This is a genomic window from Erythrobacter colymbi (genome assembly GCF_002155685.1).
Classification (GTDB): Bacteria; Pseudomonadota; Alphaproteobacteria; order Sphingomonadales; family Sphingomonadaceae; genus Erythrobacter; species Erythrobacter colymbi.
The window spans coordinates 315,276-329,454 of record NZ_MUYK01000002.1; the positions used below are offsets into that span (position 1 = coordinate 315,276).

At 66.0% G+C, this 14,179-nt stretch carries 14 protein-coding genes and 1 tRNA gene; 5 read left to right on the forward strand and 10 right to left on the reverse strand.

Features of this window, described 5'->3' with window-relative positions; all coding sequences use genetic code 11:
• Nucleotides 1-7 precede the first annotated feature (7 nt).
• From ntrX to hflX, 3 genes are all read left to right on the forward strand, one after another.
• Entirely contained in the window at nt 8-1,390 is a 1,383-nt protein-coding gene (gene ntrX, locus BZF57_RS04815; protein ID WP_086735222.1) for a nitrogen assimilation response regulator NtrX, read from the forward strand.
• Nucleotides 1,391-1,546: 156 nt separating this feature from the next.
• Nucleotides 1,547-2,131: an RNA chaperone Hfq gene (gene hfq / locus BZF57_RS04820; protein ID WP_086735224.1), complete on the forward strand. Its 585-nt coding sequence runs from the start codon at nt 1,547-1,549 to the stop codon at nt 2,129-2,131.
• Between the two features lie 47 nt (nt 2,132-2,178).
• A complete protein-coding gene (gene hflX, locus BZF57_RS04825) occupies nt 2,179-3,450 on the forward strand; it encodes a GTPase HflX (RefSeq protein WP_240505856.1) in 1,272 nt (423 codons plus the stop codon).
• 6 nt (nt 3,451-3,456) lie between these two features.
• Here the strand turns inward: hflX and mazG are convergent, their stop codons facing one another.
• The 9 genes from mazG to BZF57_RS04870 are packed head-to-tail and all read right to left on the reverse strand — an operon-like array spanning nt 3,457 to nt 11,421.
• The gene (gene mazG / locus BZF57_RS04830) at nt 3,457-4,224 is read right to left on the reverse strand and encodes a nucleoside triphosphate pyrophosphohydrolase (protein WP_086735228.1); all 768 of its coding nucleotides are present in this window, start codon (nt 4,222-4,224) and stop codon (nt 3,457-3,459) included.
• Between the two features lie 38 nt (nt 4,225-4,262).
• The gene (locus BZF57_RS04835) at nt 4,263-4,460 is read right to left on the reverse strand and encodes a hypothetical protein (protein WP_086735230.1); all 198 of its coding nucleotides are present in this window, start codon (nt 4,458-4,460) and stop codon (nt 4,263-4,265) included.
• Nucleotides 4,457-5,239 carry an MBL fold metallo-hydrolase gene (locus BZF57_RS04840; protein WP_086735232.1) on the reverse strand — a complete coding sequence of 261 codons (783 nt, stop codon included), beginning with the start codon at nt 5,237-5,239 and terminating at the stop codon, nt 4,457-4,459. The genes BZF57_RS04835 and BZF57_RS04840 overlap by 4 nt, the downstream gene beginning before the upstream one ends.
• On the reverse strand, nt 5,236-6,012 hold the full coding sequence (locus tag BZF57_RS04845; RefSeq protein WP_086735234.1) for a TatD family hydrolase: 777 nt from the start codon (nt 6,010-6,012) through the stop codon (nt 5,236-5,238). Before BZF57_RS04845 ends, BZF57_RS04840 begins: the two co-directional genes overlap by 4 nt.
• Nucleotides 6,012-7,565 carry a methionine--tRNA ligase gene (gene metG / locus BZF57_RS04850; protein WP_086735236.1) on the reverse strand — a complete coding sequence of 518 codons (1,554 nt, stop codon included), beginning with the start codon at nt 7,563-7,565 and terminating at the stop codon, nt 6,012-6,014. Before metG ends, BZF57_RS04845 begins: the two co-directional genes overlap by 1 nt.
• Entirely contained in the window at nt 7,558-8,514 is a 957-nt protein-coding gene (locus BZF57_RS04855; RefSeq protein WP_086735238.1) for a DNA polymerase III subunit delta', read from the reverse strand. Before BZF57_RS04855 ends, metG begins: the two co-directional genes overlap by 8 nt.
• On the reverse strand, nt 8,511-9,140 hold the full coding sequence (tmk, locus tag BZF57_RS04860) for a dTMP kinase (RefSeq protein ID WP_086735240.1): 630 nt from the start codon (nt 9,138-9,140) through the stop codon (nt 8,511-8,513). Before tmk ends, BZF57_RS04855 begins: the two co-directional genes overlap by 4 nt.
• Nucleotides 9,137-10,318: a D-alanyl-D-alanine carboxypeptidase family protein gene (locus tag BZF57_RS04865; protein WP_086735243.1), complete on the reverse strand. Its 1,182-nt coding sequence runs from the start codon at nt 10,316-10,318 to the stop codon at nt 9,137-9,139. The genes tmk and BZF57_RS04865 overlap by 4 nt, the downstream gene beginning before the upstream one ends.
• 53 nt (nt 10,319-10,371) lie before the next feature.
• Nucleotides 10,372-11,421, reverse strand: coding sequence for a lytic murein transglycosylase (locus BZF57_RS04870; RefSeq protein WP_086735245.1), 1,050 nt, complete (start codon nt 11,419-11,421; stop codon nt 10,372-10,374).
• 360 nt (nt 11,422-11,781) lie between these two features.
• Between BZF57_RS04870 and BZF57_RS04875 the strand changes: the two genes are divergently transcribed.
• Nucleotides 11,782-11,871: transfer RNA gene (locus tag BZF57_RS04875), tRNA-Ser, on the forward strand.
• A gap of 79 nt (nt 11,872-11,950) precedes the next feature.
• Nucleotides 11,951-12,862 (forward strand): hypothetical protein, encoded by a 912-nt coding sequence (locus BZF57_RS20575; protein WP_143738347.1) that lies wholly within the window; start codon nt 11,951-11,953, stop codon nt 12,860-12,862.
• Nucleotides 12,863-12,940: 78 nt separating this feature from the next.
• On the opposite strand, the gene BZF57_RS04890 is transcribed toward BZF57_RS20575, so the two are convergent.
• A complete protein-coding gene (locus BZF57_RS04890; RefSeq protein WP_086735252.1) occupies nt 12,941-14,107 on the reverse strand; it encodes an aspartyl/asparaginyl beta-hydroxylase domain-containing protein in 1,167 nt (388 codons plus the stop codon).
• Between the last annotated feature and the right edge of the window lie 72 nt (nt 14,108-14,179).

Below are 14,179 nucleotides of genomic sequence, written 5' to 3' on the forward strand. Positions count from 1 at the left end.
CCGCCCGATGGCCCTCGAAATCCTGATCGTCGACGATGAACGCGATATTCGCGAACTGGTGGCAGGCGTCCTCGGCGACGAGGGCTATGCCTGCCGGACTGCGGCCGACAGCACCGAGGCGCTGGCCGCGATCGACGAGCGCCGGCCTTCGCTGGTGCTGCTCGACGTGTGGCTCCACGGCAGCCAGATGGACGGGCTCGAATTGCTCGATGCGATCAAGACCCGCGAGCCGAACCTGCCGGTGATCATCTTCTCGGGCCACGGCAATATCGACACCGCAGTGGCGGCGGTCGGGCGCGGGGCGATGGACTTCATCGAAAAGCCCTTCGAGGCCGAGCGGCTGCTCCTGCTCGTCGAACGCGCGACCGAGACCGAACGCCTGCGCCGCGAGAACTCGCGACTGCGCGAGGGTAGCTGGGGCAATGCCGAGTTCACCGGCAACTCGCCCGCGATCAACAATGTGCGCGCAACCCTCAAGCGGGTCGCCAGCACCGGCAGCCGCGTGCTGATTTCGGGCCCGGCCGGGGCGGGCAAGGAAGTCGCCGCGCGCCTGCTCCACGCGTGGAGCGCGCGCGCCAATGGCGCCTTCGTGCTGGTGAATTCGGCGCGCATCACGCCCGAGCGCTTCGAGCAGGAGCTGTTCGGCGAGGAAGTGGGGGGCAAACAGGTGCGCCCGGGCCTCCTCGAGATGGCCGACGGCGGCACGCTCTACCTCGACGAGATCGCCGACATGCCGCTTTCCACCCAGGCGCGCATCCTGCGCGTGTTGACCGACCAGAGCTTCGTGCGCGTCGGCGGTACGCGGCAGATCGGGGTGGACGTGCGGGTTGTCTCCTCCACCACCCGCGACCTCAATGTCGAAATGGCCGAAAAGCGGTTCCGCGAGGACCTGTTCTACCGCCTCAACGTTGTGCCGGTGACGATCCCTTCGCTCGCCCAGCGGCGCGAGGATATCCCCGCGCTCGCCGAGCATTTCTTCACCCGCTATTCGAACGACCAGGGCCTCTCGCCGCCGGAGATTTCGACCGAGGCGATGGCGGCACTCCAGGCCTATGACTGGCCGGGCAATGTCCGCCAGCTGCGCAATGTCGTCGAGCGCACGATCATTATGACCCCGCGCGAGCGGCTCGGCACGGTCGAGCCCGACATGCTGCCGCCCGAAATCATCGGCGGGCAGATCGGGCTTGCGAGCGACAGCCTCTCGGCGATCATGGGCGTGCCGCTGCGCGAGGCCCGCGTCAGCTTCGAGCGCGAGTATCTTTCGATCCAGATCCGGCGCTTTTCCGGCAATATCTCCAAGACCGCGAGCTTCATCGGGATGGAACGCTCCGCGCTTCACCGGAAGCTCAAGCTGCTGGGCATGGCCGACCGCCGCGACGACGAGGACTGACCGCGAAAGGCCGTGATAGTCTTGCGCAAAATCCGGCCTTGTCCCGGAGCGGCGCAAGCGCCATTATGGAGGGACTGCGCTGCTGACCGTTTGCTTTTTGCGGCAGCCTAATCCCCACGCGGGCACAAACGCCCGCCAAAAACAGGAGCCACGACCATGTCGACCGGGCGAACGCTCTCCCCCCGACCGATTTCGCGCCCGCCGGCGCAGGCTGAAGCCGCTTCCGGCAAGAGCGGCGGGCCTGCTCTCCGCCAGGGCGGCAATCTTCAGGACGCCTTCCTTAACCTGCTGCGCAAGAACAAGATTCCGGTCACCATGTTCCTGGTGAAGGGCGTGAAGCTTCAGGGGATTGTCACATGGTTCGACAATTTCTCGATCCTGCTGCGCCGCGATGGCCAGTCGCAGCTGGTCTACAAGCATGCGATCAGCACGATCATGCCGGGCCAGTCGCTCGATCCGGCGCAGTTCGGCAGCCAGTCGGGCGGTCGCAAGCAGAAGCTGCTGCAGGACGTGTTCCTCAGCCGCGTCGCCGATGCCGAGGTTCAGGTCACGATGTTCCTCGTGAATGGCGTGATGCTGCAGGGGCGCATTGCCGCCTATGACCTGTTCTGTATGCTGCTGGAACGCGACGGCGCGGTGCAGCTTGCCTACAAGCACGCCGTCTCCACCATCCAGCCCGCATCCCCGGTCGACCTCAGCGTCGACGATGATGACGGCGAAGACGACGGGATAGACGACTGAGTTTCGACAGCGAGTTTGCCGACGAGGTTACCCGCGGTGCGCGGGCCGTGGTGCTATGCCCGGACATCCGGTCGCTGCGCTACGACCTCGACCCGGCCGAACGTCTGGCCGAGGCTGAGGGGCTGGCGCTCGCGATCGGGGTGGTGATCGCCCATTCGGCCGTGCTGCCGGTGCGCCAGATGCAACCCAACACGCTGTTCGGCTCCGGCCAGGTCGAGAATATCGGCATCTGGTGCGCGCAAGCCGAGGCCGAGCTGGTGATCGTCGACGGCGCGCTGACCCCAATCCAGCAGCGCAATCTCGAGGACCGGCTGAAGCGCAAGGTGATCGACCGGACGGGGCTCATCCTCGAAATCTTCGGCGAGCGCGCGGCGACCGCGGAAGGGCGGTTGCAGGTCGAACTGGCGCATCTCGACTACCAGCAGAGCCGCCTGGTGCGCAGCTGGACCCACCTCGAACGCCAGCGCGGCGGCTTTGGCTTCCTTGGCGGTCCGGGCGAGACCCAGATCGAGGCCGACCGCCGCATGATCCGCCAGCGGATGGGCCGCTTGCGCCGCGATCTCGAACAGGTGAAGAAGACCCGCGCCCTGCACCGTGACCGGCGGGGGAGGGCACCTTGGCCGGTGGTGGCGCTGGTGGGCTATACCAACGCCGGAAAATCCACGCTCTTCAACCGTTTGACGGGCGCTGAGGTGATGGCGGAAGACCTGCTCTTCGCCACTCTGGACCCGACCATGCGGGCGATCGGCCTGCCCGGCGTGGAAAAGGCGATCCTCTCCGACACCGTGGGCTTCATCTCCGATCTGCCGACGCAACTCGTCGCCGCTTTCCGCGCCACGCTCGAAGAGGTCACCGCTGCCGACGTGATCTGCCATGTGCGCGACATGGCAAACCCGAGCCACGCGGCGCAGAAGAAGCAGGTGCTCGAAGTGCTGGCCGATCTCGGGGTGGTCGACAGCGAAACCGGCACGAGCAGCATTCCGATCATCGAAGTCTGGAACAAGTGTGACCTGCTGGACGCTGATTCGCTTGCAGAATTGCGCGAGGCATCAGAAGGGCAGGGGGCGGTGATACTCTCGGCCGCGACGGGGCAGGGCGTCGACCTGCTCGAAGCCGAGCTCGCCCGCCTGTTGACCGGCGGAGCACGCGAGGTAAGCTTTCTGCTGCCCGTCAGTGACGGACGCCGGCTTGCTTGGCTCCATGCTCATGGCGATGTGCTGGCCGATGATGATGGCGGCGAGGGTGAGGCAGGTCCGATGCGCCGGGTGACCGTCCGGCTGAACCCCAAGGAACTGGGGCAATTCGCCAGTCTTTCCTGAGGCTTGTCAGGCTTTCTTGACCTGTTGCCAGAGCGCTTCCTGCGCATCGAGCGAGAGCTGAGCAAACGCTTCGGCCCCGGTGAGAGCCTCCATAGCGCGGAAGCGCCGCTCGAACTTGGCGTTGGCGGCGCGCAGTGCCTCCTCGGCGCTGATGCCGTAGGCACGGACGTAATTGACCACCGCGAAGAGCAGGTCGCCGGCTTCCTCGAGCCGCTCTTGTTCCGAACCAGCGGTCTTGAGCTCCTCGATTTCCTCGGCGATCTTCGCTTCGGAGCCTGACGGATCGGGCCAGTCGAAGCCCGTGCGCGCCGCGCGCTTCTGGAGCTTCTCGGCGCGCATCAATGCTGGCAGAGCGAGCGCCACGCCGTCGAGCGCCGAGGCGATGCCTTTGGCGCTGCGCTCCTTGGCCTTGAGATCCTCCCAGCGTGCTTCGTCCATCGTGCCGCCGGCGTCGGTGAAGATATGCGGGTGACGCGCTTCCATCTTTGCGCTGATGGCGGCGGCCACATCGGCGAATGTGAAATAGCCGGCTTCCTCGGCCATGCGGGCGTGGAACACGACCTGGAACAGCAGATCGCCGAGCTCTTCACGCAGTTCCGCCATGTCGCCGCGCGCGATGGCATCGGCGACCTCGTAGGCTTCCTCGATCGTGTAAGGCGCGATGGTTTCGAAGGTCTGGGCGGTGTCCCAGTCGCACCCGTCGACCGGATCGCGCAGCTGCGCCATGATCGCGAGCAGATGGTCGATAGGGGATGCTGGAGGGACGTCGCTCATCCTGTTCCTCGAGATGGATAATATATATTATGTAAAATCTATATCAGCGAGGAGGCGCTATCCTGCACGTAGAAGAACCATTGCACGATCACGAAGACGGCGCCGAATATCACCACCCACGCCAGCGCCATCTTCACCATCTGGCCCCAACCGAGCCGCATCGAGGCGACCGCGCTCGATGCCAGAATCAGCCAGCCGAGCGTTGTGACCAGCGGCAGCAGCATGTCGTCGCTCATGCGATCATCTCCAGCCCGTCATAACCGACCGTCACGAAGTCTGGGACCTCGGCGCACAGCGCGGCATAGTCCATGCTCTTGTCGAGATGGCTGAGAACCACGTGCCCGGCGCGCGCCTTTTCTCCCAGTTCGATCGCCATGCCGAGATGTGCATGGGTCGGATGCGGCTCACGGCGAAGGCAATCGCTCACGAGAATGTCGACCTTGTAGAACAGGTCGATCATCTCGTCGGAAATCGCACTGAAATCGGTAGCATAGCCGATGGACTTCCCATCGGCTTCGAAACGATAGGCCGTGGTTTCGCCTGGGCCATGCGCCATCTGGCACCAGTCGACCCCGAAGCCCGCGATCATCCGCAGCCGGTCGAGCGTGTCGATCGTGCAGATCGTCGGATAGCCTTCTTGCCCCGCAAAGACATAGCCGAAGCGCTGGCGCAGGCGCCGGACGGTCTCGGTCGAAGCGAAGCCCGGGATCGGCCCGCCGCGTCCGTAGCGCAGCACCCTCAGATCATCGATGCCGTGGCAGTGATCGGCGTGGTCATGCGTCCAGAACACTGCGTCGATATGGCCGACGCTGTTCGCGAGCAGCTGCGCGCGGCAATCGGACGAGGTGTCGACCAGCAGGCGCTTGCCTTCGTCGCTCTCGACCATGATCGAGACCCGCGTGCGGCGGTTGCGCGGCTCGTTCGGATCGCAGTCGCCCCAGTCGCCCGTGCCATCCGGTCCGCCCAGCCGCGGCACCCCGGTCGAAGTGCCCGATCCGAGCATGACCAGCTTCACAGCGCCGCCTTGCTGAAAAGCTTGAAGAAATTCGCCGTGGTCACCCGCTTGAGGTGCTCCACCTCGATGCCCCGCAGGCCCGCGACGAAACCCGCGGTATCGGCGACATAGGCCGGCTCGCACACCCGGCCCCGATGCGGGACCGGTGCGAGGAAGGGACTGTCAGTCTCGACCAGCAGTTTGTCTTCAGGGATCACTTTCGCGACCTCCTGCAAGTCCTTGGCATTCTTGAAGGTCACGATGCCGGAGAGCGAGATCGTGAGGCCCAGTGCCAGCACCTTTTCGGCAAAATCGGCCGAGGCGGTGAAGCAGTGGATCAGCGCCGGGAAAGCCCCCTTCCCCATCTCCTCGGCGAGGATCGCGTGGGTATCTTCTTCGGCATCGCGGGTGTGGATGATCAGCGGCAGCTGCGTCTCGCGTGCGACGTCGATATGCATGCGGAACAGAGACTTCTGCGCCTCTCTGTCCGACTTGTCGTAATAGTAGTCGAGCCCGGTCTCGCCGATCGCGACGACCTTGGGGTGCCGCGTCGCTTCGAGCAAGACCGCACGGCCGAGGTCCTGATGCGCATCGGCCTCGTGCGGGTGGATGCCGACGCTGGCGAAGACATCCGCCTCGCGCGCGGCGGTGCCGACCACCTGATCCCATTCGCTCTGTCGGGTCGAGATGTTGAGGAAGGCCCCCACTCCTGCCGCCCGCGCGCGCGCCAGCACCCCCTCGCGGTCCTCGACGAGGCCTTTGTACTCGAGGTGGCAGTGGCTATCGACCAGCATCAGGCGTCCTCGGCGGGCAGTTCGAGCCGGGGGAACAGCGGGGTCGGCGGGCTGAGCTGGTAATCGCTCTCGGCAAGTGGCGAATACCAGTGGCTGCGGATCCCATCGAGATTGCGCAGATCATCGGGCACGCCGAGCATATCCAGCAGCTTCGCGCTGCTCGCCGGGATCACCGGGCTGATCGCGACCGCAAGCTGCGCGATGCAGATGTAGAGCGTGGCGAGCACCGTCTCCATCCGCTCCGGGTCGGTCTTGCGCAGCGTCCATGGGGCCTGGGCATCGATATAGGCGTTGCAGGCGAACACCGCCTGAAGCCACGCCTCGACCGCCTGCTGGAGCGCAAGGCTCTCGAACGCTTGCGGAATTTCGGTCGTGATCGCGCGGTTCACTATCTCGAACAGGGCCGTATCTGCGGCATCGTGCCCACGGATGGCCGGCAGATAGCCTTCGAGGTTCTTGGCGATGAAACCGAGTGTGCGCTGGGCGAGGTTGCCGAACGCATTGCCGAGCTCGCCATTCGCTCTCTGCACAATGGCTTCGGGTGAATAGCTGCCATCCTGTCCGAAGGCGACTTCGCGGATCAGGAAGTAGCGCAAGGCATCGACGCCGAAGCGTTCGGCCAGCTCGACCGGATCGGTGACATTGCCGAGCGACTTCGATTCCTTCTGCCCACGGTTGAGCAGGAAGCCGTGGCCGAACACCTTCTTCGGCAGCGGCAGATTGGCACTCATCAGGAAAGCAGGCCAGTAGATCGTGTGAAAGCGCACGATGTCCTTGCCGATCAGATGCAGGCTCGCCGGCCAGAACTCGCCCATGTCTTCGGGATAGCCGAGCCCTGTCAAATAGTTGGTGAGCGCATCGACCCACACATACATGAGATGGCCATCGGAGCCGGGCACCTTCACGCCCCAGTCGAAGGAGGTGCGGCTGACCGAAAGATCGCGCAGGCCCTGCTCGACGAAGGCGATCATCTCGTTGCGGCGGCTTGCCGGTTCGAGGAAGCCGGGGCTCTTCAGCAATTCAAGCAGTTGGCCTTCGTACTTCGAAAGGCGGAAGAACCAGCTTTCCTCGACCGTCCACTCGACCGGCGTGCCCTGCGGGGAGAGCTTCTCGCCCCCCTCGCCTTCCACGAGTTCGCTTTCGTCGTAATAGGCCTCGTCGCGGACCGAGTACCAGCCCTCGTAACGGTCGAGATAGAGATCGCCCGAAGCCTCCATCGCCTGCCAGATGGCCTGGCTGGCGCGGTGGTGATCGGGCTCGGACGTGCGGATGAAGCGGTCATAGGACACGTTCAGAGCGTCGCACATAGTCCTGAAATAGCCTGACATTTCATCGGCCAGATCGGCGGGGGTGCGACCCTGTTCCTCGGCCTTGCGCGCCATCTTCAGCCCATGCTCGTCGGTGCCGGTCTGGAAACGGACGGCTCGGCCCGAAAGCCGCTGGAAGCGCGCGATCACGTCGGCCGCAATCGCCTCGTAGGCGTGTCCGATATGCGGGCGCCCGTTGGGGTAGCTGATCGCGGTGGTGATGTAGAAGGGGGTGGTGTCAGCCATGGGCCGGTTCGCTAGCGGGGGCGGCGGCGACAAGCAAGCTGCCGATCTCGAAGGGGAGCATGGCGGGATCGAAATTGGCGGTGGGCGCTTCGGCGGCAAGGTTCACCAGCGCGGCGTGGGCATCGATCAGGCGGGCGCGGCGGGCGGGATCCTCGGCCGCGCGCGCGGCGCGGGCAGCGAGCGATTGGGCGAGGTCGAGCACGGCCTGCACCCGTTCGCGGTCGGCGCGCTGGCCGATCAGGCGCGCGAGCTCGCCGCGGCCGGTGATGCCGCTGTCGCCGCCTGCGAGCAGTCCCGAGATAACCCGCGCGATCGGGGCCAGATCCTGCTCGGCAAAGCGCACCGCCGCGCCGAACGAGCCCTCGGCGGCCGCGATCGCCTGCGGATCGGACGGCAGCCCCGCCGCATGCAGCATCGCGCCCAGCTGGCTGTCGGTCAGCACCGGAAAGCGCAGCGTGCGGCAGCGCGAGCGGATCGTCGGCAGCAGCCGCGCCGGGCGGTGGGTGACGAGGAGGAAGAAGGTGCCCGCCGGCGGCTCCTCGAGGCTCTTCAGCAGCGCGTTGGCGGCCGCCTTCTCCATGTCATCGGCCGGATCGATGATGATCGCGCGGCGGCTCCCGAGCGTCGGCCGGGTGACAAGGCGCTTCTGCATCGCCCGGATCTGCTTGATGCGGATCGAGCGGGCGAGTTCGAAGGGTTTGCCGTCTGCGGCGGCACGCTCGGCCTTGTCGTCCTTGGGGCCGTAGGTGAGCGTGATGATGTCGGGATGGTCGCCTTGCGGCTGCGACACGCCCGGCTCTGCCACAAGCTCGCGCGCGGCGGCCATGGCGAAGTCACGCTTGCCGAGGCCGGACTTGCCCGCGAGCAGCCAGCCGTGATGCATCCGCTCGCCGCCCAGCGCATCGCGCCACTGGCGCCAGGCTTCGGCGTGGTTGGGCCAATCGGTCACGGCAGCAGATCCGCGATTGCGGCAAGGATGCGGGCGTGAACGTCCTCGGGCGAGCCGATGGCGTCGATCCGGGCAAAGCCTTGCGGGTCGGCCTCGGCGAGCCCGCGGAAGGCGGTGGCGACGGCGCGGTGATATTTGGCCGGGCGCCCTTCGATGGCATCGGCGGCCTCTCCGCGCGCGGCGAGACGCGAGGCGAGCGCGGCCTCGTCACCTTCGAGGAGGATCACCCGGTCGGGGCGCAGGCCATCGCTGCCGAAGGCGTGGAGCGCGGTAATGGCATCATCGCCGAGGCCCCCTGCCCCGCCCTGATAGGCGCGACTCGAATCGACGAAGCGGTCGCAGATCACCCATTCGCCGCGCGCGAGTGCCGGGCGGATCAGGTGCGCGACATGGTCGGCCCGGGCAGCGGCGAAAAGCAGGGCCTCGGCCTGCGGCGGCCAGCCCTCTCCCGGCGGAGACAGCAGCAGGTTCCGGATAGCCTCGGCACCCGGCGTACCGCCCGGCTCGCGGGTCATCAGCACGGTGAGGCCCCGCGCCCGCAGCGCCTCGGCCAGCAGGCGGCCCTGGGTGGACTTGCCAGCACCTTCCCCGCCCTCGAAGGCGATGAAGCGTCCGGGCGCGGTCACGAGAACACGCCCGCGATAGCGTTGACGATCCGGTCGAGCGGCCCGGCTGTGCCGACGCTCTCGGCGGCGTAGAGCGGGATCCGGGCCGGGGCGACACCCTCCGCCGTCACCTCCAGCATGGCGACTTCCTGCCCGGCGGTAAGCGGTGCGCGCAGGGGGCCTTCGTAGCGGATAGTCGCGGTGAGCGACGGATTGCTCCCGCGCGGCAGGTTGATCGCGACCGGCCCCGCAGCCTTCAGCGCCACATGGCGCGCGTCGCCATCCTGCACCCGCGCCTCCCCGACGATGGCGCCATTCGCGAACAGCGGCTTGCGGTCGAAGGCGGAGAAGCCCCACTCGATATAACCCTTGGCGATCCGCGCGCGCAGGCGGCCGTTCTCGACCCCGGCGAGCACCATGACCAGCCGCTGCCCGTTGCGCCGCGCGGTGCCGAGATAGGAGAAACCCGCCTCGTTGGTGAAGCCGGTCTTGATCCCGTCCGCCCCCGGCACACGCCCGATCATCGGATCGTGATTGACCTGAGCGATGCCTTTGTAATCCAGCCCCGCGCGGCCGATGTAGTAGCCGAACTTGTCCGGATGGCGGGTGATCATCGCGCGGGCGAGGGTCACCAGATCGCTCGCGGTGGTGAAGGTGCGGCCTTCGTCTGGCCAGCCATTGGGGCTCTCGAAGTGGCTGCCTGTCATGCCAAGCGCGAGCGCCGTCGCATTCATCTGCGCGGTCCACGCCGCGAGCGATCCGGCCTGCCCCTCAGCCAGCACCGCCGCCCCGTCATTGGCCGAGACATTGGCGATGCCGAGCAGCAGATCGTCGACCCGCACCTGCTCGCCCCTGTCGAGGAACATGGTCGAGCCCTTGCGCCGCCATTCGCGCGCAACCTCGGGGCTCATGGCGAACACCTGTGCGGGATCGAGCCGCCGCTGGGCGATCAGCTCGAAGGCGAGGTAGAGCGTCATCACCTTGGTGACCGAGGCGGGCATGAAGCGCGCGTCGGGGTGGCGGGCGTGGAGAATCTGGCCGCTTCCCAGATCGACCAGCAGCGCCACCGGCGCCTCGGTCGCGGTGGGCACGGCGGGCGGCACATTGCCGGGATCGGGCACGGCCATGACGGGGCCGGCGATCACGAAGGCGAACAGGGACAGCAGATGCGCGGCGGGGCGCAGGTATCGGGCAAGCATCACGCGCGCGGCTATACCCGCCCCCTTCCCGCTTGGCGAGGCGGGGCGGCCCCTCAGTTCACGATTTCGTCGGCGAGCAGCCCCACGCTCAGGGCGTAATAGCTCGAGCAGTTGTATTCGAGGATCGCGCGGAAGTTGCCGGTGAGCAGCCATGCCGGGGTGCCGGGGCCATCGGGCTGGAAGAATGACACCATGACGTCATCGCTCAAGGGGCGCAGGGGCTCGATGCCCACCGCGCGCCATTCGGCCACGGTCATCCAGCGGCTGAAGCGCTCGTGGACGCGGGGGCAGACCGGCGAGACGAGCCTTGTGCGATAGGGCGAGACATCGAAGCCCGCAGGCACCGCCGCGCGCACGCCCCAGGGCTGGCCCGGCCGCCACCCGGCATCGCGAAAATAGTTGGCGATCGAGGCGAAGGTGTCGGCTCTGTTGGAAAGAATGTCGGCCCGCCCGTCTCCATCACCGTCGGTCGCAAGCCGCAGGTAGATGCTGGGGAGGAACTGCGGATTGCCGAAAGCCCCGGCATAGCTCCCCACCAGCTGCGAGCGGTCATAGCCCTTGTCGGCGATCTTCATCAGCGCGACGAACTCCCCCGCGAAGAGCTCGCGCCGCCGCCCTTCCCAGGCGAGCGTCGCGAGGCTGCGGGCGAGATCGAAGTCGCCCTTCACCCGGCCATAGCTGGTCTCGTGACCGAAGATCGCGATGATGATCGAGGCCGGCACGCCGTACTGCGCCTCGATCCGTGCGAGCTGGTCGCGGTGCTGGCTGTAGACCGCGCGCCCGCCGCCGATCCGCGCGGCATCGACATGGGTCGCGATATAGTTCGACATCGGCGGATAGCCGCGGGTCGTGGCGCTGCCGGGCTGGTTGTTGTCGAGCGCGATCACCCGCGGATTGGGGGTCAGCCCCGAGGTCATCCGGTCGAGCGTTTCCTCGCGCACACCCTCGGCGCGGGCGCGGGCCTTGAGCAGTTCGAGATAGGCCTCGAAGGGGATCCCGTCGGCACTCGCCTGCGCCCCGGCCGGCACGGAGGATGGCGGCGCGCCGAGGGTCGCAAGAGCCGCAAGCGCGAATGCGGCGGCAGGGAGCAGGCGGGGAATCATGCCGCTAGGGATGTCATACCTTGGATGAATTCCCAACAACCGAACGGGGGAAGCCGTGGACGGTTGCGGCGAGCCGCCGGCGCAAGGGCTGTTTCACGTGAAACAGCGCCGGATTGCGCTTCAGGAGGGGGTCTGAACCGGGTCAAGACGCGTCTGGAAGGGGTCTGGCGGGGTGCGAGTGCCCGGCAAAGGGCGCGTAAAGGGGTGGTGACAATACCGCCGTCTGGCGCTAGCCAGCCGAGACATAGGAGGCGCGCCGAGTGGTTTAAGGCAGCGGTCTTGGAGTCGGAGGCGCGTAAGTGCCGGAGACGTCACCGCAGGTGACAATACCGCCGTCTGGCGCTAGCCAGGCGAGGCATAGGACAGGTGGCCGAGTGGTTTAAGGCAGCGGTCTTGAAAACCGCCGTAGGTGCAAGCCTACCGTGGGTTCGAATCCCACCCTGTCCGCCAAGTACCTCTCATAAAGCTTTGTTTTTACGCTCAGATACGAGCAATTCCTGTAATCGCCGCCCTATGGAAGGTCTGTTCGGTGGAGATGACAACCACTTGGGCGCGATTGCGCGTAAACCCCGTTAAGTTGTCACAATCCGAACTTTCCCAGCAGGTTGTAGCTTGTTCCAGCCGCGAATACGATGCCCCCCGGCATGGAGAGATTCGAATGCAGCGGTGTCTTGTGGCTTTGGCTGGTTCTGCATTAGTGCTCGCGTCGTGCGGGCAGAAGGAGAGCAATTCGCCTCCCTCAGTTGCCGTGACTGAAGCTCCAATTGAAACGACTGCACGCCCAACTCCCGTCCTGCATCATTACTATGAAGAGGAGGAGCGAGGCGTATATTACTACGTTGGGGCCGTTTCTGAGGAGGATCGAAAAAACGGCAAAGCAGCGGGTGAAGTCTATGGCTTTCGCTATCTCGGCAAGAATGGCGAGGACCAGCACGTGCTCACCTCCGTTGCTGACAACGGTCGCGTAATCTACAAGGCATTCTGCTCCGATCCTTGCAAAATAATTAGATACGGAGATGGCGAGCGAGTTGGGTACAATCCCAACTCTATCATTGGTGCTGCGTTTGCAGACGCAATGAGCGGAGCATTGAAATCTACTTCGCCTGAAACCGTTGGAGAGTCCACCTCATACCCAAGGACTGTCAGCAGCATCCCAAAGGTGTTTATTGGCGCTTGGGATGAGATAATCGAAGATGGTTGCAAAAGTCGTGAGGCCCGGTTCGTTCTCGCTGCGAAGAAATTCTATAATTTTGAGGTTGAATACGACGTGACCAGCGTTGAGCTATTTTCTGCGAACGAGATCGACCTTCACACGACGACGACAGATGATAACGGCAGCCAAATAAACGAAGTGTGGCAATTCAAGCTGGCTGATGGTGGGAAGGCGCTGACCGGCAGGGCGAAAGGCGGAACCATTTTTCGCCGATGCCCGATAAATTGACCGCTAAGCTGATAATCATCACATCGCCCACGCCAGCCGAACCATCGCCTCCATCACCCGCGCCTTTCTCTTGTCCGGCTAAAGCGCCCCCACCGGCATCGCCGCCGCGCTGACCGCCGCCGTGATCGCTGCACGTTCCGCCGGGGACAGGTCGGGGTGCCAGATGTCGAAGATCAGGATCACGCGCAAGGCGTCGGTCTCGTTCTTCGCTTCGTGCTCGATCGTGTCGTCGAACACCCACGCCTGCCCTTCGGCAAAGTCGCGCGTTTCGGCCCCGACGCGGAACCAGCAGCGGTTGGGCACGATCAGCGGCAGGTGGCACAGTAGGCGGAAATTGGCGACGCCGACATGGGGCGGGATATGCGTGCGCGGGGCGAGCAGCGAGAACATCGCATTGGCCGCGCAGCCGGCGATGTGCGGCTGAACCATCCGCGAAAGGAAGCCCATGGTCGCGGGGCAATGCGCGGCATTTGCGGCGACGGTGGCGCCGCGCTCGATCAGGTGGATGGCGGTCCAGTCGCGGTTGTGGTTGAGTTCCCGCCACTGGGCGAGCGGCTCGCTGTCGGCATATTTCACGTAAGGGACGAGCGCCGCGTCGGGGGCCTGGGCGACCGCATCCATTTCGGCTCGGATCGCGGGGGTGAGGCTCTCCAGCTCTTCGAGCCACGGGAAGGCCGCGCGGTCGTGGAACTCGGCCTCTCTGAGCCCCGGCCAAGCGAAGTGGGTCGGCTCGGAGTGATAGGTGCGCGTGGTGCGCGCGATGTTGCTGGCAAAGCGCTCCGCGCGGCGGCGTTCGGCGGGGGTGAGATCGGCCCCGCTCGCCTCGACCGCCTCGCCCAGCCGGTGGGTCATCGATTGCTGGTGCGCCGCCCACATGGACTCGGCCCGCGCGATGGTCTGGGCGAAGACCGGCGGCAGCGGATTGGGGCGCGGCTGCGCGAGCGCGCGGCCATAGGCCTCGCCCGCCTCGGGGTGCCCGGCGGAATCGAGCAGGTGCGCGCGCATCAGCAGGCCGACGAAATCGAGCGGCGCGAGCGCCAGCGCCCGGTCGATCGCCTCGACCGCGAGCATGGGCGCGCCGGACATCTTCCTGACGGTGGCGAGGCGGTGCCAGAAATCGGGGAGCGGCGGATCGAGCCGCGCGGCCTCCTCGAGGATCTGCCGCGCCTCGCCCAGCGCGCCGCCAGCCAGCGCGCGGTCGGCGGCACTGATGCGCAGGGCGATGTCGGGGGCGTGCTGGTTCACGCTCCCGGTTTTGTCTCAGGTTGCTAACATATGCAAGGTTTGCGGGACGCGCCTGTCCGCGGCCCCCGTTGC